Source organism: Bartonella sp. AP72JLCBS (assembly GCF_042195705.1).
Taxonomy (GTDB): Bacteria; Pseudomonadota; Alphaproteobacteria; order Rhizobiales; family Rhizobiaceae; genus Bartonella.
The window spans coordinates 177,455-200,127 of the sequence record NZ_JBHIOU010000003.1; the positions used below are offsets into that span (position 1 = coordinate 177,455).

Sequence of the window (22,673 nt, forward strand, 5' to 3'; positions counted from 1 at the left end):
CTTATATTCTCTTTTGAGAGAAAGAGAAGATTGAACAGCAAACACAGCTCTCTCCAATCTTCTCCCCTAAATTAAAAAAAATCATTTGGCTGAATGGTCGACTGTAGCGGATCGTAACCATTTGATTGTTGACTATAAACTGTAGGAATACTCCTATTGTTTTGCAATACCACAACACGCGAACCAATGGGAACACGATCATAAAGATCGATAATATCTTGATTAAGCAAACGGATACACCCACTTGAAATAGCACGCCCAATTGACCACGATTCGTGTGAGCCATGAATACGGAAAAGTGTATCTTTCCCATTTTTGAACAAATAAAGTGCCCGCGCACCTAATGGATTATCGGGCCCTGGTGGCATTCCTTTCCCAAGATGACCATAACGTTCTGGTTCTCGAGCCATCATAGCTGCAGTAGGAGCCCAATTTGGCCACCGACGCTTGCGCTGTATAACCCCCTCACCTTCAAATGCTAGGCCTTCTTTACCGACACCAATCCCATAACGCAAAGCTTTTCCATTTTCACCAATAAGGTAAAGAAAACACTCTTGCGTATCTATAACCAATGTTCCAGGCGCATAAGATGTATAATAAATCACCTCTTGTCGCCAATATTTTGGATCAATTGTCGCAAGATCAACAGCAGGTAACGAATAGGTCTCATTCGTTACAGGACCATACAAAGCCTGTATTTCTGGTGGAATGTATCGAACTTGTTGAAAAGGTACCGATGACATATCTGACTGACGTGTAGCACATCCAGCCAAAGCCAAAAGTGCTGCAATTAAAAAGGCACAACGAGATAACACTCTTCTATTTTCTCCGATTAATTATTTATGCAGATTTGCATACCATGAAAAACTTAGCACAATATTAACATTAATTCGAAGTTTTCTTATCCTTGTAACTAAGGAGAACAATAAGGTAAGAAGAACTAAGGTAAAAAAGTAGACACCTATTACTTTAGACTTTTTTCTCACTTATCGCAAGACCAGGACTATAACTCTTCTGAAAATATGCTATAAAAAGGAAGCTTTATCTTGACCATAAAATTAATAGAAAAGAAAGACTCTCATGGGCTTTAAATGCGGTATTGTCGGATTACCTAATGTCGGGAAATCAACTCTTTTTAATGCATTAACAAAAACAGCCACTGCACAGGCTGCCAATTATCCTTTTTGTACCATTGAACCCAATACCGGAGAAGTTGCTGTTCCAGATTTACGAATGGAAAAAATTGCATCAATCGCTGGTTCAAAAGAAATGATTCCTACACGCATTAACTTCGTCGATATTGCGGGACTTGTGCGAGGAGCTTCAAAAGGCGAAGGTTTAGGAAACAAGTTTTTAGCCAATATTCGCGAAGTCGATGCTATTGTCCACGTTTTACGCTGTTTTCAAAATGAAGATATTACCCATGTAGAGGGACGTATTGATCCTGTTTGTGATGCGACAACGGTTGAAACCGAACTCATGCTTGCGGATCTTGAAAGTCTTGAGAGACGAATCATACAAATCCGTAAACGAGCAACCGGAAAAGACAAAGAAGCTCTCACAATTTTACCTATTATGGAAAAAGCATTAAACATACTGCAACAGGGAACCCCTGTCCGGTTATTACTCAAAGATATTTCTTCCGATGAACACCACATTCTTAAGAGTTTGAATCTTTTAACCTCCAAGCCTGTACTTTATGTTTGTAATGTAAGCGAAAATGACGCCGCTCGTGGAAATAGCTTTACCCAAACAGTTGAAAAAATGGCAACAGAGCAAAATGCGCAAAGCATTATCATTTCTGCTTCTATCGAAGCGGAAATTACACAACTGAGTGATGCTGAAGCATCAGAATATCTCAATGCGCTAGGACTCTTTGAACCGAGTCTCAATCGCCTCATTCGCGCTGGTTACCATTTACTTGATCTCATTACTTACTTCACCTGTGGGCCTAAGGAAACACGAGCATGGACAATTACGCGTGGTACAAAAGCTCCCCAAGCAGCTGGTATTATTCATTCAGATTTTGAGCGCGGTTTCATTCGTGCCCAAACCATCAGCTATAATGACTATATTGCTCTGGGTGGAGAAAGCGGTGCAAAGGAAGCAGGAAAAGCCCGCGATGAAGGAAAGGAATACATTGTGCAAGATGGCGATATCATGTTATTTAAACATAATACTTAAATCTTCACTCTGTCTTAATAGTTTATCTTGAAAACTTTGGTAATAGCTCCTTGGAATCTTGTCGCAAAAATTCTCAAGAGTTTTTAGAACAAAAAAACTGTTGCTAGCATATGATTGTGATAGCAACAGCTTGGTCCATTAAAGAATAGAAATATAAAATTAGCGTGTCCAACGCCCTTCGTATTTAAATGTTGGAGCGTTCTTTAAAGAATCTTTTGTCGCATTTGTAATAAGTTTCCATTTACCATAATCATTTGTCATCTGGATTGTTTCTGGAGAAACGACCACATAACTCTCGCCTATGCCAAGAAAACCACCAACAGCAATAACAAATCCTGCAATATTATTTTCACGTAAAATAATATCTTTTACTTCACCAATATTTTCATCTTCTATATTATATACATTGGCGCCTATAAGACTGGAAGCAACAAAATCCGTTGCTAAAGGTGTCACATAACGCACAGACTTATCTATCCCCACCTGTACAATACCCGTCGAAGAGATCATTTCAGGTTTTGAAGGCACTTCAAAAGACTGAGCATAAGTACTAGAAACCATCAAAATTGACATAAGAGTAGTACATGCAATTTTTTTCATTTTAACATCTCCATTTTTACTTTGCTTTTACTTTATAAAACCTCAATGCATCATAAAAAGATTTGTTCCTTATGCTCTTTATACTCTATACTCTTTTGAGCCTTATCGCTTTACCCTTTTCTCTTTATTTCGTCTTTTATTTCTTTCTCTAATTCTTCTTCTAAACCACACCAAATACGATTTTTTAAAATATAAACAAACCCTGCAAAAATGATTAAAAATAAAATAACACGAAAACCGGTTTTTTTACGAATTTCCATATGAGGATCGGCAGCCCACATCAAAAAAGCAGAAACATCGCGCGCATAATGTTCAATGATTTCTGGGGTTCCATCTTCATAAGCAACCATACCATCACTCAAAGGAGGAGCCATAGTTAAAGAATTACCGGCAATAAAATAAGGATTATACCAATAACCATTCGCAATTTTTATCTCCTTCGGTGCCTTCTGATATCCTGTTAAAAGAGCTGTAATATAATCTGGACCAGCTGTATCATAATGAGTCAATGCATCAGTAATTAAAGCAGGAAACGGCAAAGATACCCCACGTGCACGTGCTATCAATGTCAAATCTGGAGGATAAGCACTATTCAAAATAAATCTTGCTTCTTCTTCATGTGAAAAGGGAGAAGGAAAATAATCCGTTGCAACCCCAGCACGTTTAAAAAATTTTCCTTCTCGATTAGGACCATCGCGCACTTCATATTGCCCCGCCAAAGCTTTGATCTGTTCTTGATCATACCCAAGATCTTTTAAATTGCGAAAAGCCACATATTTTAGCCCATGGCAGCTGGAACAAACTTGTCTATAAACCTTTAATCCGCGCCTCAATTGCGCCTTATCATAAAGCCCAAATGGACCTGAAAAACTCCATTCTTGTTTTTTAGGAACCTGTAAAGGAAAAGAAATAAATCCTTCTTCCTGATCAGAGGCATCACTCGCTAAACTCTGAGCAGAAAAACTCATAGCAACAATAACAACCAGCCCGACAAAAACATTTACCATAGTCTCTTTTTTTTCTGTTTTAAATCTTGCATAATTGAAGAAGGAAGAGAACAATTTTTTTCAAACGCTGGCAAAATCGGCAAAATAACCAAAAAAAATATAAAATAATAAACCGTAGCCAATTGTGTCCATAAAAGAATTTTGTCACTTATTTCTCTTGACCCCAACCAACCAAGAAAAACGACATCAATAACCAACGCCCAAAAGAAAATTTTATAAACAGGTCGATATCTTGCTGAACATATTTTAGAGCGGTCTAACCATGGCACAAAAATTAAAATGCAAATCGAACTGACGAATAAAACAAAGCCAACAAAGTTTGAAGAGAAAATACCGATATCAAAAGTTATAGCACGAAGCATCGCATAAAAAGGCAAAAAATACCATTCTGGAACCACACGAAGAGGTGCCTTTAAAGGATCTGCCACACTATAATTTTCAGCCTGCCCCATATAATCGGGCATATAAAACAAAAACCAGGCAAAGAAGATGAGAAAAACAGTAATAGCAAAAATATCTTTGATAAGCGCATAAGGCGAAAATGGAACTGTTTCCTTATCTGATTGTATAGCAAGACCCGTTGGATTGCCTTGCCCAACACAATGAATTGCCCAAATATGCAGCCCCACAAAAAGAAGCAAAATAAATGATAAAACATAATGGAAAACATAAAAACGATTCAACGTTGGTTGTCCTACGACATAACCACCCAGAAGTGTCTCATGCAACCATGTCCCCACCAAAGGTATCGTTTTTAAAAGCCCTGCAATCACTGAAGCCGCTGAAATAGACATCATCCCCCAAACAAGCACATAACCAAAAAATGCTATTGCCATCATGATGATATAAATAAAAATACCTGTAACCCATACCATTTCTCGCATATTTTTATAAGAACCATAATAAAGTCCACGTGCCAAATGGATATAAACAGCAATAAAAAAAAACGAAGAGCCTACACAATGCCATGGACGAAAAAGCCAACCAAACTGCCCTTCACGCCGAAATCGTTCACTGGTTTCAAAAGCCAAATGAATATCCGGAACATAATGCATAGCCAAGACAATACCAGTCAAAAGCTGTGACACAAGCATAATGGTCAAAATACCGCCAAATGTATAAAAGTAATTAAGATTACGCGGAACAGGAAAAATCACAAATGCATTATAAAAAAAACGAGGAAGAGGAAAACGCTTATCAAACCAACGGGCAAGTGCATTTTTAGGACAATAAGGAGAAAACCTTGTCATAACCTTATCCTATTTTGAGCAAAGTATCAGAAAGAAATTGGTAAGGAGGAATAGCCAAATTATAGTTAGCTGGACCCGACCGCACTCTTCCAGCTGTATCATAAACAGACCCATGACATGGACACAACCACCCTCCAAATTTCCCAGATTGCCCAAGTGTTATACAGCCTAAATGCGTACAAAGATTAATAACAATAAGCCAATTTTCACGTCCTTTACCTGCTGAACGTGCAAAATCCGTCGCTTCTTTTTCACCTTCAAGATTAGGATTGCGCGCTTGACGATCTTTTAGAAGTCTCAATTCAGTAGCGCGCGCATCAGCAATTTCTTTTGCCGTACGATTTCGAATAACAACAGGCTGTCCTCGCCACTTTACCGTTACTGACATCCCCTCTTCAATACCAGAAAGATCAACCTCAACAGAGGAAGATGCCAAAACAGCTTCATCTGGACGCAACTGACGGATAAAAGGCCACACAACCGCTCCCATTCCAACTGCTCCTGCAACAGCTGTTACCAAAAACAGAAAATCCCGCCTCGTTTGCTCACCCATGGCCTTAACTTAAAGAGACACTTTGCTAAAACATTCTTTTACCATACCCTCTCCCATTGTACAATGCTTGATCACTCCGTTACCTCAACCATAAAAACATCCCCGTAAAAAACTCCTGCCATTTGTATGGTTTATACAAAAAACTGTTTTATAATGATAATTCATCGTTTTACAGAGTGAATGAAATCCCTAAACACCGTAAGGTTTTTTCATTTCAAACCTATTCATATTAATCAATCAAAATTACTCCCCCGCCCGTGAAAATCAGAGATAGCATGTAAATAAACACTTCTAAAGAAAGAAACATAGTCTTGTTATGACCATATCTCAGTAAACAAGTTGAGCTTATCGGTTATTTCTTTAACACATTTACAGCATCTCTCCCTCCCTCAATTCCAACTGGTTGCATGAGTATTTTTTTCGCTTCTGTTTTTGCATAAAAAGCATATTTTGTTGATTTTAATTAAAATTGATGATCTAACCTCATTAAATATCCCACTTTTCAACATAATGAGCCAAGTCATTTCATGGATTGCTCAATAAAAGGAAGTCCCTAATAGGGAGCTTCTCTCTGATCCCAAACAGACCTGTATACATAACTTTTTCCCTGAAATTTAAAGGGAATAAAAATGAACCGTAAAAAACATGTATTTCTCAAAGCATATTTTTCGAATAAATTGTGGTGCTTCTTTACAAAGTCGAAAGAAAAATCATATTACAGAGAACATGACACTTCATATAGCTCTTTTCCAACCTGATATTGCTGGTAATACTGGAACGATTTTACGTCTTAGCGCTTGCTTTGGTTTACATGTGCACATTATTGAACCTGCAGGCTTTAATCTGTCGGATCGTAATCTCAAACGCGCAGGATTGGATTATCTCGAATATGCTTCCTTAGAACGACACATTGATTGGCAACATTTTATAAGCTCCATGAAACACTTTAACCGCCGCCTGTTGCTTTTAAGTACAAAAGCAAAAACATGCTATACGCAGATATGCTATCAAAGAAATGATGTTTTACTTTTTGGTCGTGAAACAGCTGGCGTTCCCGATTATGTTCATGAAGCGGCCGATTACACATTAAAAATTCCCATGCAACCACAGGCACGCTCTCTAAATCTCGCCATGAGCGTAGCCATAACAACTGGAGAAGCATTACGCCAAATTGGTTATCATGAAAGAAACTGTAATCTATAAAAACATAAATTATCACGAAAAACAATAATACAACATATAAAGAACAGTTAGAGCGTATAATGCCTATCATTTTCCAACAATTAAGTGCTGGTAAAATAAACATTTCTTAGTGCCCATCACATCCATTTCATATCACCTCATATCACCACCTATGAATGATTAAATACTCCTCATAGTAAAAATCCAGTGAACATCCCCCTCTTTATGGTCATACAAGGTGCAAACCGCTACCACTATTCTCTTTATTCGTTCTCATTTTCGAGAATCCTTATCTTTGAGATGATTCATAAGAGACATTTTTCCTCTCTGTAATCATTTTTCCTCACTTGTGACGTGTAAGGCAATAACTTTGATTGATGTAATATGAACAGGTTTGAAATAACCTTACAATATTGTGAACTCTTATTTCACATGAATAATGATTATTATAAATTAATATGTTGACTTAAAAAATATAAACAACAGTGAGTTTATAAACAGAAATATTATAAATCAATTTTTTCTAATAGTGCATGACGATCCATTAAAAATCCGCTTTCAATCCATATCATTTCTAGCTCTTTAAGCTTTTTTCCTAAAAGTACACCTTTTGTAAAACCTTTCTTTATTAAATCGTTACCATTAATAGGAAAAGTTGGAATTTGCCATTTTTGGGCAAATTGATAAAGCTTGACATAACCCTCTGCTTTTTGCAAAGCATCACTTTTTTCCAGATGATCAAGATGTGATGCAGCGACAGACAACGATAATTGATCTAAAACTGGCTGTCGTCCATGAAAATAAATCAGTTTTTGCACAAAATGATCAGAACAGTTTTGGTTTATTATTTCTAACTCTGCCCATTCTTTTAATCGCGTTGTTTCTTTAAGAGAAAAACGCAAGCGCTGTGCCATTTCATGAAGACGCATGGGATCAGGAGGAAGAAGGCTTTCTAGCCGTAACAATGGATCAACTTTCCAACCAAGATCCTGTTCTGTCTTCACCAATGCGTGAATTGCATCAATACCCCATCGTTCTGTTTCAGGAAAAATGAGTGCCAAAATTCTGCTTTGTCGCATCCATAAAAGAGCACGCGTTGGATCAAACGCCGCAAGAAGCTTTTTCATTTCTGCCCAAATACGTTCAGAAGAAAGTTTTTTTAAACCGTGTTTTAAACGAACACATGCCTTCAATCCTTGCACATCAGGTCGCCCTGCTCCATACCACGCAAAAAAGCGAAAAAACCGTAAAATACGCAAATAATCTTCGCCAATACGATCTTCTGCAACCCCAATAAAACGAACTGTTCGGCTAGCAATATCACTCAAACCTCCCACATCATCATAAAGGTTGCCAGCAGCATCACAATAAAGCGCATTTATCGTAAAATCTCGCCGTTCAGCATCTTTTTTCCAATCACGACCAAATGCCACTTTTGCATGACGACCATCTGTTTCAATATCGCAGCGAAGCGTTGTAACCTCATAAGAACATGAATGAGCAACTACTGTTATTGTACCAAAAGCAATCCCTGTAGGAATAGCTTTAAATCCTGCTTCTTCTACACGTGCAATAACCTGTTGCGGCAAACAGGTTGTTGCAATATCAATATCACTAATAGGCTGCCCTAGCAGTTGATTGCGCACTGCTCCCCCTACAATACGCGCCTCTTCCCCCTCCACAGACAAAACACGAAGAAGTGTTTGGATATCACTTTGTTGTAACCACGCAACCTGTTTGAAGTTCTGTCTTATATTCACCCTTTAACCTTTCAAAAAAGTTGTCTTCATTGCTTTAAAAAACTCTCTTCATAAAACAAATTTTTTAAGACATCCCTTATAAAGCACGTCTATTCTTCCAAAGAAACTTTTCTCTTCTATACGAATATGAAAAAAAACGGCATATGATACTTCATTTCTTCTCATTTTCTGTTACAAACAATAAGATATCCATTATCATGCAGAGAAAATTACCATTTTTGCGACAAACGCCTTAAGGAAGAAATATGAGTCAACATGATCCATCATCCAATTCTATAAAAAAGGTCAATATCAATCATGAAGCTCAAGTCATTATTGATGATATTGATACGGCACACAAAGAATTGGATATTTTACAAAAAGAAATTGACAAAGTTATTTTTGGGCAAAATCAGGTAATCGAATATGCTTTAATCGCTATTTTTGCTGGTGGTCACGCCCTTCTTGTCGGTGCTCCAGGACTTGCAAAAACACGTCTTGTTGAAACATTGGGAACAGTCTTAGGGCTTGATGAAAAACGCATCCAATTCACTCCTGACTTAATGCCATCGGATATTATTGGTTCTGAAATTATGGATTCCGATAAAGACGGTAAACGTTCTTTTCGATACATTCAAGGTCCTATTTTTACGCAACTTCTCATGGCCGATGAAATCAATCGTGCTTCCCCACGGACACAGTCAGCCCTTTTACAAGCTATGCAAGAATATCATGTTACTGTTGCAGGTAACCGTTATGATTTGCCACAACCTTTTCATGTTCTTGCAACGCAAAATCCTCTCGAACAAGAAGGGACCTATCCACTTCCTGAAGCACAACTGGATCGCTTTTTGATGCAAATCGATATTGACTATCCTGACCTCACAACAGAGCGACGGATTATTTTAGAAACAACAAAAGAAAAAAAATCAAATGCAAAACCAATTTTATCCGGCAAAAAATTGCAAAAAATTCAAAATATCGTTCGCAAAATGCCTCTTTCAGAAAGTGTGATCGAAGCTATTTTAAAAATTGTCCGCTCATCTCGCCCTCATAAAGACAATAGCCTTGCTAATACTTATGTTTCTTGGGGACCTGGTCCACGGGCATCACAAGCCCTTTCACTTTGTGTTCGCGCCCGTGCTCTTTATTATGGACGCTTAGCCCCTTCACTTGATGATGTTGAAGCATTGGCCTATCCTGTATTACAACACCGCATGGCTCTTAATTTTTCTGCCCGTGCTGAAGATATAACCGTAAAAGATATTATCAATAACCTTGTGAAAGATGCTCTTTGAATGGCACTTGGCAAAAAAGTTTTACAAAAGCCTCCATTGTCGCTGGCAAATGAACTGCATAAGGATACTGGCAAAATGCCATATTTCCTTTTACAAGCGCGTCATATCGCTAATACACTGATAACCGGATGGCACAGACAACGTAAAAGCGGTAATGGGGAAAACTTTTGGCAATTTCGTCCCTATATGGAAGGAGAATCCATTACCCGCATTGATTGGCGTCGCTCAGCGCGTGATGAAAATACGTATCTGCGCGAACACGAATGGCAAACGACACAAACCGTTTGGCTTTGTCCTGATCAGAGCGCATCAATGCATTACTGTTCGCGCTTTTCTAAAATCTCTAAAGGTAATCATGCCATTATTCTTACCCTTACCTTGGCATCCCTTCTTGCACGCAGTGGCGAACATATTGCTATTCCTAACTTAATGTCCCCCACAATGACATCCAATGTCGTAGAACGAATAGCCTTTGCTTTAGAAAATCATTCAGATGAAAATTTATTTCCGGATTTTTCAACGATTACACGCTTTTCACATGTCATTATAATGAGTGATTTTCTCGACTATCCTGAAAAAATCATCCAATATTTAACCGTTTTAACTACAAAACAAGTGACAGCGCATTTAATTGAAATTTCTGATCCCGCAGAAGAAAGCTTTCCCTACACAGGTCACACAGAATTTTTGGATCCTGAAACGAAAGAGAAACATGTTTCCACTAAAGCAGAAGATCTTCGTAAGAGCTATTGTAAACTATATCACGCAAGGCGACAAGAATTGGTAAATTTTTGCGCACGCCAAGGATGGTCTTATCACGTTAGTACAACAGATCAACCTTTAACAGAGACCATTTTTCATCTTGCAAATACAATGAGCGACTCTCCATTGCAAAAAAGGAGGGCACTTTGAGTTTTGCTGCTCCCTTTCTGTTACTAGGGCTTTTGTTCCTACCGGTCATTTGGTGGCTGTTGCGGATAACTCCTCCATCTCCGCGTAAAGAGCTTTTTCCCCCTTTTCGCTTCTTACCCAAACCAACTCATCAACAAGAAACAGCAAAACATACACCTTGGTGGTTGCTCTTGTTGCGTTTAACCATAGCGGCACTTGTTATCATAGCTCTAGCACGCCCCACTTGGAATCAAAAACCAATAAGCTTTTCTGGGTCTCAACCCCTTGCACTCATTATTGATAATGGTTGGGTTTCTGTAAAAGAATGGAAACAGCGCATCTCTATCGCTGAAATGCTCCTTGCACAGGCAGAAAAACAGCAAAAAAATATTTATCTTGTTGCAACGGCTGAAAATAATATCTCCAATATAGAGCCCCAACCAGCCAAGATTATAAAACAGCATTTAATGCATTTGCAACCGCGTCCTTGGCCTGTCAACCGTGTGCATGCCTTCAAAAAACTCAGCGAAATAACCAAAGGAAAACCTCTTGATATTGCTTATTTAAGTGATGGATTACAAACAAATGAAGATGAGCAAGCTTTTGCTCTTCTTGAAGAATTAAAACCTAGAAACTTCTTGTGGTATTTGACTGATATTTCCGATTTAACCGGCATAACATCCATAGAAAATAACAATGGAAACATGGGCGCGCGTATTATCCGCTCAACAACACACAGTAATACTCCCGCTATACTCACCCTTTACGATTCAAATAATCAACTTCTCGGTCAATTTACGAACAATTTCTCTGAAGGAGAAACAACAGCACTTGTTCCTTTTAATGTACCACTTGAACTACGCAATGATATCGCTTGGATAAAAATAAACAATCAAAACCATGCTGCTGCAACCTTCTTGGTAGATAGCCATAACAGGATAAGCCGTGTTGCTCTTCTCTCACCCGATACCAATGAAATGGCACAGCCTTTACTTGCTCCATTTTATTACATTATCAAAGCCTTACAAGGTCATACACAGCTTATAACAGCCGGTGGAAGAGAACTTTCAACGGATATTGATCATTTGCTTAAACAAAATCCATCTGTTTTGATTATGGGTGACATTGTTAACATACCCCCAAAAGCAGAAAAAAAACTTTCTGATTTTGTGAATAAAGGGGGAACACTCATCCGCTTTGCAGGAGAAAAACTCAGTAGCGCAGAACATTACGATAACCTTCTTCCGATACCACTGCGCCCAGGTCAACGTTCCCTTGGAAGTATTATGTCTTGGACAAAACCACAAAAGCTTGCCCCTTTTGCAAAAAATAGCTTTTTCTTTGGTCTTCCCTTTCCAGGAGATGTTACTGTCTCGCGCCAAATCCTCGCAGAACCAACTCCAGATCTTTTTGAAAAAACGTGGCTTAGCCTTTCGGATGGAACCCCTCTTGTTACCGCAGCAAAACGTGGTAAAGGAACCCTTATTCTCATTCATGTTGCTCCTGACCCAACATGGTCTAACCTTCCTCTTTCTGGCTTTTTTGCACAAATGCTGCAAAAATTAATCACATTAGGTTCTAACGAAAACACAAACCTAACACACAGAGAAAAAAGAACAGTGATACAAAACCCTTGGCGAACTATAGCCGTTGACGGACAATTACAAGTACCACCCTCTGATGTTGTTCCTTTGATCTTTGACTCTCAAAATCCACCCCATCCTTCCTACCATACTCCCCCAGGACTTTATGGTACCAAAAACAATTTTTATGCACTCAATCTCTTAACTCATTCGTCGCACTTGATGAAACAATCATCATTGCCAACTTCTCTTAATAAAAGCCCTTTATCTTACGATACAAAAGAAAAAAATCTTATCGGTCCACTTTTAGGATTAGCCATCTTATTATTCGCCTTTGACAATTTTCTCATTTTATGGATGGGAGATATTTTTTCTTTCATGAAACGGCGTAATATGTTTCTCGTCCCCTTTATAAGTCTTATTGCCTTGTTTTCATATGATCCAACTCTTCATGCACAAACGAAAGAAAATCATCATGATAGTGTACAAGCTGCTGGCGCAACACATCTTGCCTATGTTATAACCAATAATCATGAAATTGATACAACGAGTAAAAGTGGTCTAGAAGCGTTAAGTCAATTTATCGCAGAGCGCACGATGCTTACCCTTGGCTCTGTTACAGCACTTGATCTCGATAAAGATGAACTCTCTTTTTATCCTCTTATTTACTGGCCAATTGATGTTAAGAGTCCTATACCAACCCCCAAAAGCCTTGAAAAAATAAATAACTTTATGAAACATGGGGGAACAATTTTATTTGACACGCGCGATCAGATAAAGAGCAATCTTAATCTTGAAGGAGACGCTACTCCAGAAACGCAAAGATTACGAGATATCTTAAAAGAGTTAAATATTCCATCCATTGAGCCAGCATCAACAGATCATGTTGTTGCACGTTCTTTTTATATTATGCCAGATTTTCCTGGTCTCTACCGTGGTTCACCTTTATGGGTTGAATCCTCATCAACAAACAAAAAAAATAAAAACTCTCTTGCCAACGGCGATAACGTAAGTTCCCTTCTCATCACCGCAAATAACTTTGCCGGGGCTTGGGCGCTCGATGAAAAAGGGACATGGAAATATCCCCTTGTTCCCAATGATCCAATGCAACGTCTATGGGCATTTCGTGCAGGTTTAAATATTGTCCTTTATGTGCTTACAGGAAACTATAAAGCGGATCAAGTGCATGTTCCAGCACTCTTGGAACGCTTTAAAAGAGAAAGAAGGCAATGATATCATTTTTCACTTTTCAGCCTTTTTTACCACTCTTTTGGATTCTGCTCTTAAGCGGAATATCGATTCTTTTTGTCGTTGTTGGTCTTGTTACGCAACGGCAAGGTTCTTTATTTCGTCTGATGGCATTAAGCGCCCTTATCCTTGCTTTGCTCAATCCAATGATCATAAAAGAACAGCGCGAACCACTGAAAAGCACAGTAGGCATTGTCATTGACCGCAGCAAAAGCCAATCATTTGGAACACGTACAAATGATTGTGATGAAGCGCGCAGGCAATTAGTCGAAACACTGGCGCATTATCCACAATTTGAACCACGCTTTATTGAAGCTGGGAAACTTGCTGATAATCAATATGCACCCTCAACGAATTTGTTTGAAGCTTTAACACAGGCACTATCTGATGTACCGTTCTCTCGTTATGCAGGAACCATTTTTATCACCGATGGACAAGTGCATGACATCCCTGACCTATCAGATCTTCATCATGAAGCACCTCTCAATGCCCTGATTACAGGACACTCAGATGAATTTGATCGCCAAATCAAGTTTATTTCTCCTCCACGCTTTGCCCTTGTCAACAAACCACAAACGCTCTCCATTTTGGTAGAAGATAAAGGCCCCGCCAAAAAAACAATATCACAGAAAGCAAATATTACACTAAGCGTCAATGGACAAGACATTGGCCATTATTCTGTAACTCCTGGCGTGATTTTTCAAACTGAAATTACCCTTCCTCATGCTGAAAAAAATATTATCCAAGTTATAACTGATCCACACAAAGGTGAACTAAGCTTTGAAAACAACCGCGCCATAACAATTATTGAAGGAATCAGAGAAAATTTACGCGTTCTTCTTATTTCAGGTGCTCCTTATAATGGAGAACGGACATGGCGAGACCTTTTGAAAGGTGACTCCAATATTGATCTTGTTCACTTTACTATTTTGCGTCCCCCCACCAAAGCAGATAATACGCCCTCAAGCCAATTATCCTTAGTGGTCTTTCCCACAAGAAAACTCTTTGTTGAAGAAATTAATAACTTTGATCTCATCATCCTTGATGGCTACCAGCACTCTACTGTTCTCCCCTTAATCTATTATGATTATATCGCCCAATATGTACAAAAGGGGGGTGCATTGTTGATGGTAACAGGACCTGAATTTACCCAAAAAAACTCACTTGCGAAAACACCTTTAATAAGCATTCTACCGGCATTGCCCAATGGAACTATTATTGAAAAACCTTTTCGCCCCACATTAACCAAAGAAGGTGAGCGCCATCCTGTCACAAGGGGTCTTGCAACACTTAACCTTCCCGCTTCTCAATGGGGGCAATGGTTGCGACAAATTGCTATTCAAAACATAAATAACGGAATCGCCCTCATGAAAGGAGCGGATGAACAACCACTTTTACTTCTCTCGCATGTTGATAAAGGACGTGTAGGCATGTTGCTTTCTGATGAAAGTTGGCTTTGGGCACGAGGTTTCGAAGGCGGTGGTCCTTATGCTGCTCTTTATCGTCGTATTGCCCATTGGCTCATGAAAGAACCAGAACTTGAGGAAGAAAAATTAAGTGCGACCAGCAGCCATCATCATTTAACAATTCGCCGCCAAACTCTAAAAGACCATCCAGAACCCGCTGAAATAATCTTTCCCTCTGGAAAAAAAGAAAATATTACTCTGACCAAAGAGAAAGAAGGCCTTTTTACTGCAACTGTGACCACTGATGAGACAGGAATTTTTAACATTAAAAATGGCGGTTTAACAATACTTTCTTCTGTAGGGATGCTCGATAATCTTGAGTTGTTTGACTTGATTTCAACACAAGAAAAACTAGCCCCCATTATTAAGCACACTGGTGGCTACATCGGACGTTTACACCCTGAAGGAAAAGAAAACATTCATCTTCCTCCATTTAAGCTGATTCAATCAAAAACAAGTCCGTCCTATTCCCCAGCACATTCAATTGTTCTGAAAGAAGCAACAGAAACCCGTTTAATCAATACCTTTTATTTTTCGATATTTTCTGGTTTTTTTGCACTGCTTGCTTGCCTTTTACTGTTGAGCAGCATGTGGTATTATGAAGGCCGTTAAAAAGTCTGAGATTTCGTATAATAGTTTTAAAATTCAGCTTATCTTTTTACGTATTTGCTTGTCTTTTGTAATTAGATAACGTATTGATTTATAACTCAAAATACAGTGGAATTCTCCTTATTTCCAATATCCTCATATTAAAACAATAAAAAACATTCTCTTGCGTATTATTAGAAGGGATGCTGTATGGATAGAAACCATTGAAGAAAAGAGTGAAATACCTCTTATGAATCCTCTTAAAGCAAAGCAAGGATTTTCATAAAATTGGGGGAAAATAGTATGATGTTTTTTATTTGCACCTTGTATAAGTGTAGAGATGGTAGTGTACAGTAAGCCCTATATAGTTCACAGAAGCTTTCCATTATAATATCGAGTACCATCGTGGAATTAGCTCAAACGCATTGAGAAATGTTTTTTTTACAAATATGTGAATCTACAACACAATGATATTTTATTAGGGATATTCTATTTGGAACATTCCGCTTGAGACATTCTTTTTTGCAAGCTAATTTTCATTTTACAATCTTTCTTGCCTTTAAGCACTAACTTATCTTATGTTTATTCTTTAAATCGTTTTTAATACTTTACGAGCTTTTATGTTTTATCTTGCCCATATATCGGATGTACATCTTTCCCCTCTCCCGCAACCTTCCCTTTTTGAACTTTCTGGGAAACGTCTTACCGGTTATCTGAACTGGCAAAAAAAACGTAAGAGTCAGATGGCAACAGATGTCCTAGAAACTTTAATAGATGCCTTGAACAAAACAAAACCTGATCACCTTGTGATCTCTGGTGATCTTGTAAATCTTGCTCTCGATAAAGAATTTGTACAAGCTCATCGTTGGCTACTTAACCTAGGAAAACCTCAAGATATTTCTTTGACATTTGGAAATCACGATGCCTATGTCCGCGGCGCTTTACAAAAAGCATGCACTCTCTTTAAACCTTGGATTACAGGTGACATCCCTCAAAAAAGTGCCTTTCCTTATATGCGCATTCGCAAAGATGTTGCCATCATAGCAGCTTCTTCAGCCATTGCGACATTGCCTTTTCAAGCTTCTGGCTATTTTGGTAAAATGCAAGCGCAAACTTTACCGCTCTTTTTAAAGGAAGCAGCACAGCGCAACCTTTTTCGTGTCGTCATGATTCACCACCCCCCCTTTCCAAAGGCAACGTCTTGGCATAAAAAACTACGGGATATAAAACGTTTTCTAGACGTTATCAAATACCACGGTTGTGAGCTTATTCTTCACGGACATACTCATTTACCCACATTGAATTACATTGAAGGACCAATTAAAAAAATTCCTATTGTTGGTGTTCCTTCCGCATCACAAGCTTTTGGTGATAAAAAACCGCCCGCAGGCTTTAATTTATTTTCCATTGAACGCTTACAAAATCAATGGCATTGCCAATTAAAACGTTATAGCATTATCAACCCCAAAAACGAGATTGCATGTACTGAAACAATTAATCTTTAAACACCTTCATAGTTGCCCAAACAACCAAAAATAAAAATATTTTTATTTCATATCCCTTTGGAAATCATAATTCTTATTTCCCTTTTTCTCCTTAAAAGATAAAGTTTCACCTTCTCTGTCAATAGATCAATTTTTCTCAGACAGTTCCATCTGCTGCCCCACTTATGTGACTAGCTTTTTACAAACTTATCGGTTTTCTTCCTTCCCGCTCTAAAGGACGAAAATTCTACCACATCTGATTTATAAATAATTCGGATTCTTGTCTCACGGGTTCCAGCTGCTAATTGCGCATGTGATTTACTTCACAAAGCTCTACACATAAACCCTGCTTTGAATTTCATCATCCACTCCTCCAAAAGCATCTAATGCGTAAAATCCTTATATTATTACAATGATGATATTTTATAGAATAATAGAGAAGCTCATTCAGCTTCTATACCTGAAAATCAATGGCTAAAAAAGCCAAATAATAACTAAAGTATATAATTTAAATAACCCAACCTACTTGTGATTCATAAACAAATGATGTTGATTGATTTATCGTAAATAGATTTGAAATGATCCATTACTATTTCACTCAAAATTTATTATCGTACATTAAAAAAATAGGAAAAATAATAGATTATATTTCGATAACAGACATAGGTAATAATGTTTTTTATGTCTCAATAAATTCCTAATTTTCTCTCTATTTTTTCCTATAAATCACTTTATAATACTCTTTATAATTATTTTATTATTGAATTATATTGCGGATGTAATTTTACGTTCTTTAGAATTTTTTTGCGAGCTTTTTGTTATTAAATAAAATATTTTACGATACCGCAAAACAGAAAAGTTGATTGTATGAAAAATCTTTCAAATAAAATAAAATGCCATTAGCTTGCCAATTCACATGTTGGTTTAAAAAAGCATCTTTTAAAGCACCCAAACCCATTTCCCGACGGTACCTATGAATGATGTAATGTTAAGTCCATTTAGCAACACCATCTTCACGTTTATGGAAAAGCAAGCTAGTATCAAAATCTCACACTTTGCCACCCCCTAATGTAGCGACAGCCTTTAGCACTTAAAATGGTTCATAAGAAGCATTTTTATTCTTTCTTTAATGTTTTTATCTCACGACGCCCCCTCTTTTTGACGTGCAAAAGACATGGTTTTGATCGGTTCAATATGGTATAGGTTTAAAATGAGAAAATCTTATGACACTTGGGTCTCTCACTCAACATGACAAAAAGTAATTTATGTTTACAAATCAAAGTATTGTTCGAATAAAATAGTAGCTCTTTTGAGTAAAGGATATTTACTAGAACATATCTGAAAAATAAAAGCCTCATTCGAAAATGAGACTTTTGAAGTGTTTAATTCTGCAAAAAATTAAAATTTATAAGCTACACCCACACGAAAATCATTTGTCTTGTAGCCCATTTCAAATTTATCCTGTATGAACTTCTTTTTGCCAAAATCTGAATAACGATATTCTGCACGTACAATAATATTATCAGTCATTGCAAAATCAATACCACCTCCAAGGGTATAACCAATCATGGTCTTTTTTTCATCATGCAACCAATCAGAAAAATCAACTTCTCCATTTTTGCTATCAGCTACTGCCGCAAAAATATTCTGAAGCTGCGTATAAGCAATCCCTCCAGAAATATAAGGCATCATACGCTCAATCGCAAAACCAACTCTCACCCGTGTAGCACCAGCCCATTTTTGTTTTAAAGTATGACGTACAGCTTTAATAGGTGTTGTCGAATCCTCCTCATGCAAATCTCTTGTTAGACTTGTTTTTTCTACAAGTTTTGGTGTTTCTTCAGTTGGACTTTTTTTCGGTAGATTGATATCTTTAGAATCCTTTTTACCAAACCACATAATATCTGTATCAATACCTATAATAAAACTATTATCGATATCAATATTGGAACCTGCATAAACTCCCCCGATAAAACCAGAAAGTTTAGGTAAATTCTCCTTTCCAATTGGATTCCATATCCCTGTCTCATGTTTTAAATAACTTGCAGTTGTTTTACCTGAAAAGTTACCAATCTGTCCTCCAAGATAAAATCCTGTCCAAGACAAAGCAGGTGCTGGAATAACAGGAACAGGTTGTTCAGGAATAACGATATCCGACGCCTGTACTACAGAAATTGAAATTAAAGAAAATATAGATGTTGAGGCTAAATACTTTGTAATCATAATTGCTCCCCTAAAAGCTAATGTGATACATAAATAATGATAAATCGTTTCACAATTTTTTGAAAAAATCTATAGCAAAAATGACACAGTTAAAAAATTAAAATTAGTTTTAAATAAAGCTTAAATATTATTTATAATTTCCAGAAGCTATTAATCTATAGTAGCTTTTATAGCTTCATATTGATCGTTATTATCTGAAATTATATAAAAAATTATAATGTCAATTTTTTGAAAAAATGAGATAACGCTCATAAAAAATATGATTAACTAAATTAATCACTCATCGCTTTTTGTATAAAGAATGATACCTAGAATGGAGAATTTTTTCATCACACTTGAAAAAACAGTAGAGAACTTCACTCTAACCCTCTCAAGCGTCTATGAAATGAACGACAAAAATTAATATATAAAAATGGAATTAATAATTTTTATTTATTCTTATAGAATTATTTTAATGTTTCATGATTTTTGTAAAAACTGAACAGACCAATTGCCCAGTTTCTGCAATTAATTTTTCCACACGAAGCAAATCAGGTTCCCCAACACTATTCAACAAAAGGTCACTTAATCCAGGTGGCATGTCATTGGGATCAAGAGAATCATTTAAGCAAAGCCGTATAATTTGACTCAAATTTGTATAAAGACGATAGGCATAATGTAAATCAGCAATACATGACTGATTAAGAAAACTGTTTGGTAAGTGATCTAAAATATCCGCTGTCGTCGCTCCAATTTGAAACTCAATGACATGCGTAATAAGAGAAAATTGAGCAATAAACTCCAAATCCATAATGCCACCAGACATCGTTTTTAAATCCCATTGATTTTTTGGCGGCTTTTCTTTTGCAATCAAGGCACGCATTTCACATACTTCTTTTGCAACTTCCTTCTTATCACGAGAAATAGCAATAATTGCACACACTTCATTTTCTAGCTTTTGTAAAAAATCAGGGTCTCCTGCAATGCCTCGAGCCCTTGTTAAAGCAAGATATTCCCATATCCATGCTTCTTGGCGATAATACTTTTTAAAAAATGGAAAAGAAACAGCAATAGGTCCTTTATTGCCTAATGGCCGTAACCTTAAATCAACGACATAAAGAATACCTTGGCTTGTAAGAGTGGATAAAGCAGAAACGAGGCGCTGTGCTAAACGCGTATAATATTGAGAGATATAAAGAGGCTTTTCTCCATCAGATATTTCTGCATCATCATCGTGTTCATAAAGCAAAACGAGGTCAACATCGGAATCTGCTGTTAATTCGCGACTTCCAAGCTTCCCCATACCCAATATGCCAACACGCCCCCCTTTAATACGACCATGAAGACGAGAAAATTCCTCTTGAACGGTAGCAAATGTTTTTGTAATCATAAGATCAGCAAGCGCAGTAAAAGCAAAACCCGCTCTTTCTCCTGTAATTGTACCGTTTAAAATTCGAATACCAATCAAAAAACGTTGTTCATCTGCAAAAATCCTTAAATGGTCAAGAATTTCCTCATAAGAAAGAACATTTTCAAGAAAATATTCAAGCCGTTTTTCTAAGTACGTTTTGGTCGGTAATTCTGAAAGAATATTCGGATCTAACATTCCATCAAAAACATGGGATCTGCGTGTAATAATTTCTGCAAGACGTGGAGCAGCACCCATAATAAGGACAAGCATATCCAAAAGAGAGGGATTAGACTGCAAAAGACTAAAAAGCTGAATTCCTGAAGGTAAGCCCTGTAAAAAACCATCAAAACGCAACATCGCCTCATCAGCTCGTTTTGTCCCACCAAAAGCTTTCAAAAGAGCTGGTGTTAATTCCGTTAATCTCTCGCGTGCTTCGGCTGATTGCGTTGCTTTATAACGACCAAAATGGAGCGTGCGCATAATACGACAAATATCACTTGCTCTTTCGAAGCCTAAACGGCTTAACGTTATTAATGTCTCCGGATCATCTTCTTCACCGGTAAAAACTAAATTACCAATTTCTAAACCAAGTTCTTGCTCATTCTCAAACAGTGCAGCATAATGTTTTTCAACAACCTGAAGTGTTTTTAATAAATCACGGATAAAACTGCTCCTGTCTTGATAACCCATTAAATAGGCAACACTCGTGAATTGAGCTGTATCATTTGGAAGAAGATGTGTTTGTTCATCGAAAAGCATTTGAATACGATGTTCCACATTTCGAAGAAATGCATAACTTTTTATAAGGCTATTTCTCGTTTTCTCACTGATCCAACCAAGCGTGTGAAGTTCTGCTAACATTGCAACTGTCTGACGTCCACGTAATTGAGGAAAACGTCCACCAGCAATGAGCTGCTGTGTCTGAACAAAAAACTCAATCTCACGAATACCACCACGACCTAACTTTATATTATGCCCATAAGCTGCAATTTGACCGTAATTTTTATGCGCATGAATTTGACGTTTGATCGAATGAATATCAGCAATAGCAGCATAATCTAAATATTTCCGCCACACATAGGGAAAAAGCTCTTTGAGAAAGTTAAAACCTGCCCTCTTATCACCAGCAACTGGACGTGCTTTAATCATGGCTGCTCGTTCCCAATTTTGCCCACGCCCTTCGTAATAACGCAATGCAGTCCTTACTGGTAAGGCCAAAGGGGTTGAACCTGGATCTGGACGAAGACGAAAATCAAGACGAAAAACATATCCTTCCGCAGTGCGTTCTTGAATGATACGGATTAATCGGCGTACCATTTTAGAAAATACGTCAACACTTTCAGAAAGATTACCAATATGAGGTGATGTTTCATCAATGAAAACAATAAGATCAATATCAGAAGAATAATTAAGTTCCCCTGCTCCTAACTTTCCCATCCCTAAAATAATTAAACCACAGTCTTTTTCTGGATTCTCACGGCTTAATAAATTGATCTTACCATGATCATGCGCTTCTCTTAATAGAAAACGTAGTGCTACACTTAATGCTGCTTCGCCCAAACGTGTCAACCAAGCACATGAAACTTCGTAAGTAAAAACACCACCCAAATCAGCTAAAGCAATAAGAACATGCGCTTCTCGTTTTTTGCGCCTTAAAGCAGCCATCAATGAAGTTTCATTTATAGCTTCATCTTTATCAATAGCTGTAATATCATCTATAATTTCGCTCAGCCTTGTTTCTATATCAACATTTAATAAAGCACTAAGATATGATGGGTTGGCAATTAAAACCTCACGCAAAAAAGGAGATAAGGTCATAACCGAACTGATAAAATCAATCTGCGTTCCACTCTCTGAAATGATGGAAACAAGCGATTCTAAACCTTCTTTCCTTGCTTGTTCTTCCATGTCTTTTAACCATTGGGAACCACTTTTATCGAGAGGACATAAAGGGAGAAGCTGTGTTTTTAAAAAAGCTTGTTTCATC

At 37.5% G+C, this 22,673-nt stretch carries 15 protein-coding genes; 7 read left to right on the top strand and 8 right to left on the bottom strand.

What is annotated here, in order from left to right; genetic code table 11:
* Window positions 1-71 precede the first annotated feature (71 nt).
* The gene (locus ACFILO_RS03035) at window positions 72-815 is read right to left on the bottom strand and encodes a L,D-transpeptidase (RefSeq protein ID WP_375611178.1); all 744 of its coding nucleotides are present in this window, start codon (window positions 813-815) and stop codon (window positions 72-74) included.
* A 265-nt stretch (window positions 816-1,080) separates the two neighbouring features.
* Between ACFILO_RS03035 and ychF the strand changes: the two genes are divergently transcribed.
* On the top strand, window positions 1,081-2,184 hold the full coding sequence (ychF, locus tag ACFILO_RS03040) for a redox-regulated ATPase YchF (protein WP_375631638.1): 1,104 nt from the start codon (window positions 1,081-1,083) through the stop codon (window positions 2,182-2,184).
* Window positions 2,185-2,343: 159 nt separating this feature from the next.
* Here ychF and ACFILO_RS03045 read toward each other — a convergent pair whose 3' ends face one another.
* From ACFILO_RS03045 to petA, 4 genes are all read right to left on the bottom strand, one after another.
* A complete protein-coding gene (locus ACFILO_RS03045) occupies window positions 2,344-2,784 on the bottom strand; it encodes a PRC-barrel domain-containing protein (RefSeq protein ID WP_375611176.1) in 441 nt (146 codons plus the stop codon).
* A 110-nt stretch (window positions 2,785-2,894) separates the two neighbouring features.
* Window positions 2,895-3,791 carry a cytochrome c1 gene (locus ACFILO_RS03050; RefSeq protein ID WP_375631636.1) on the bottom strand — a complete coding sequence of 299 codons (897 nt, stop codon included), beginning with the start codon at window positions 3,789-3,791 and terminating at the stop codon, window positions 2,895-2,897.
* Complete coding sequence (locus tag ACFILO_RS03055; RefSeq protein ID WP_375612985.1) at window positions 3,785-5,041, bottom strand: cytochrome bc complex cytochrome b subunit; 1,257 nt, start codon at window positions 5,039-5,041, stop codon at window positions 3,785-3,787. Before ACFILO_RS03055 ends, ACFILO_RS03050 begins: the two co-directional genes overlap by 7 nt.
* Window positions 5,042-5,045: 4 nt before the next feature.
* Window positions 5,046-5,594 (bottom strand): ubiquinol-cytochrome c reductase iron-sulfur subunit, encoded by a 549-nt coding sequence (petA, locus tag ACFILO_RS03060; protein ID WP_375611173.1) that lies wholly within the window; start codon window positions 5,592-5,594, stop codon window positions 5,046-5,048.
* A gap of 726 nt (window positions 5,595-6,320) precedes the next feature.
* Here petA and ACFILO_RS03065 point away from each other — a divergent pair.
* A complete protein-coding gene (locus ACFILO_RS03065; protein WP_375612986.1) occupies window positions 6,321-6,797 on the top strand; it encodes a tRNA (cytidine(34)-2'-O)-methyltransferase in 477 nt (158 codons plus the stop codon).
* A gap of 485 nt (window positions 6,798-7,282) precedes the next feature.
* On the opposite strand, the gene ACFILO_RS03070 is transcribed toward ACFILO_RS03065, so the two are convergent.
* Window positions 7,283-8,536: a CCA tRNA nucleotidyltransferase gene (locus ACFILO_RS03070; protein WP_375612987.1), complete on the bottom strand. Its 1,254-nt coding sequence runs from the start codon at window positions 8,534-8,536 to the stop codon at window positions 7,283-7,285.
* 245 nt (window positions 8,537-8,781) lie between these two features.
* Here ACFILO_RS03070 and ACFILO_RS03075 point away from each other — a divergent pair, with 245 nt between their 5' ends.
* From ACFILO_RS03075 to ACFILO_RS03095, 5 genes are all read left to right on the top strand, one after another.
* On the top strand, window positions 8,782-9,813 hold the full coding sequence (locus ACFILO_RS03075) for an AAA family ATPase (protein WP_375612988.1): 1,032 nt from the start codon (window positions 8,782-8,784) through the stop codon (window positions 9,811-9,813).
* A complete protein-coding gene (locus ACFILO_RS03080) occupies window positions 9,814-10,725 on the top strand; it encodes a DUF58 domain-containing protein (protein WP_375612989.1) in 912 nt (303 codons plus the stop codon).
* Complete coding sequence (locus ACFILO_RS03085; RefSeq protein WP_375677803.1) at window positions 10,722-13,520, top strand: DUF4159 domain-containing protein; 2,799 nt, start codon at window positions 10,722-10,724, stop codon at window positions 13,518-13,520. The genes ACFILO_RS03080 and ACFILO_RS03085 overlap by 4 nt, the downstream gene beginning before the upstream one ends.
* Window positions 13,517-15,613 (top strand): glutamine amidotransferase, encoded by a 2,097-nt coding sequence (locus tag ACFILO_RS03090; RefSeq protein ID WP_375631630.1) that lies wholly within the window; start codon window positions 13,517-13,519, stop codon window positions 15,611-15,613. Before ACFILO_RS03085 ends, ACFILO_RS03090 begins: the two co-directional genes overlap by 4 nt.
* A 596-nt stretch (window positions 15,614-16,209) precedes the next feature.
* Window positions 16,210-17,094, top strand: a complete 885-nt coding sequence (locus ACFILO_RS03095) for a metallophosphoesterase family protein (protein ID WP_375628204.1) — start codon at window positions 16,210-16,212, stop codon at window positions 17,092-17,094.
* A 1,377-nt stretch (window positions 17,095-18,471) separates the two neighbouring features.
* On the opposite strand, the gene ACFILO_RS03100 is transcribed toward ACFILO_RS03095, so the two are convergent.
* Entirely contained in the window at window positions 18,472-19,296 is an 825-nt protein-coding gene (locus tag ACFILO_RS03100; protein ID WP_375677804.1) for an outer membrane protein, read from the bottom strand.
* Window positions 19,297-19,747: 451 nt separating this feature from the next.
* Complete coding sequence (locus ACFILO_RS03105; RefSeq protein ID WP_375677805.1) at window positions 19,748-22,672, bottom strand: bifunctional [glutamine synthetase] adenylyltransferase/[glutamine synthetase]-adenylyl-L-tyrosine phosphorylase; 2,925 nt, start codon at window positions 22,670-22,672, stop codon at window positions 19,748-19,750.
* Window position 22,673 lies beyond the last annotated feature (1 nt).

Excerpts from the sequence above, each read along its gene's own strand:
- ychF (WP_375631638.1), top strand. The coding sequence starts at position 1,081 with ATGGGCTTTAAATGCGGTATTGTCGGATTACCTAATGTCGGGAAATCA.
- ACFILO_RS03045 (WP_375611176.1), bottom strand. The coding sequence starts at position 2,784 with ATGAAAAAAATTGCATGTACTACTCTTATGTCAATTTTGATGGTTTCT.
- ACFILO_RS03050 (WP_375631636.1), bottom strand. The coding sequence starts at position 3,791 with ATGGTAAATGTTTTTGTCGGGCTGGTTGTTATTGTTGCTATGAGTTTT.
- ACFILO_RS03055 (WP_375612985.1), bottom strand. The coding sequence starts at position 5,041 with ATGACAAGGTTTTCTCCTTATTGTCCTAAAAATGCACTTGCCCGTTGG.
- petA (WP_375611173.1), bottom strand. The coding sequence starts at position 5,594 with ATGGGTGAGCAAACGAGGCGGGATTTTCTGTTTTTGGTAACAGCTGTT.
- ACFILO_RS03065 (WP_375612986.1), top strand. The coding sequence starts at position 6,321 with ATGACACTTCATATAGCTCTTTTCCAACCTGATATTGCTGGTAATACT.
- ACFILO_RS03075 (WP_375612988.1), top strand. The coding sequence starts at position 8,782 with ATGAGTCAACATGATCCATCATCCAATTCTATAAAAAAGGTCAATATC.
- ACFILO_RS03080 (WP_375612989.1), top strand. The coding sequence starts at position 9,814 with ATGGCACTTGGCAAAAAAGTTTTACAAAAGCCTCCATTGTCGCTGGCA.
- ACFILO_RS03090 (WP_375631630.1), top strand. The coding sequence starts at position 13,517 with ATGATATCATTTTTCACTTTTCAGCCTTTTTTACCACTCTTTTGGATT.
- ACFILO_RS03095 (WP_375628204.1), top strand. The coding sequence starts at position 16,210 with ATGTTTTATCTTGCCCATATATCGGATGTACATCTTTCCCCTCTCCCG.
- ACFILO_RS03100 (WP_375677804.1), bottom strand. The coding sequence starts at position 19,296 with ATGATTACAAAGTATTTAGCCTCAACATCTATATTTTCTTTAATTTCA.
- ACFILO_RS03105 (WP_375677805.1), bottom strand. The coding sequence starts at position 22,672 with ATGAAACAAGCTTTTTTAAAAACACAGCTTCTCCCTTTATGTCCTCTC.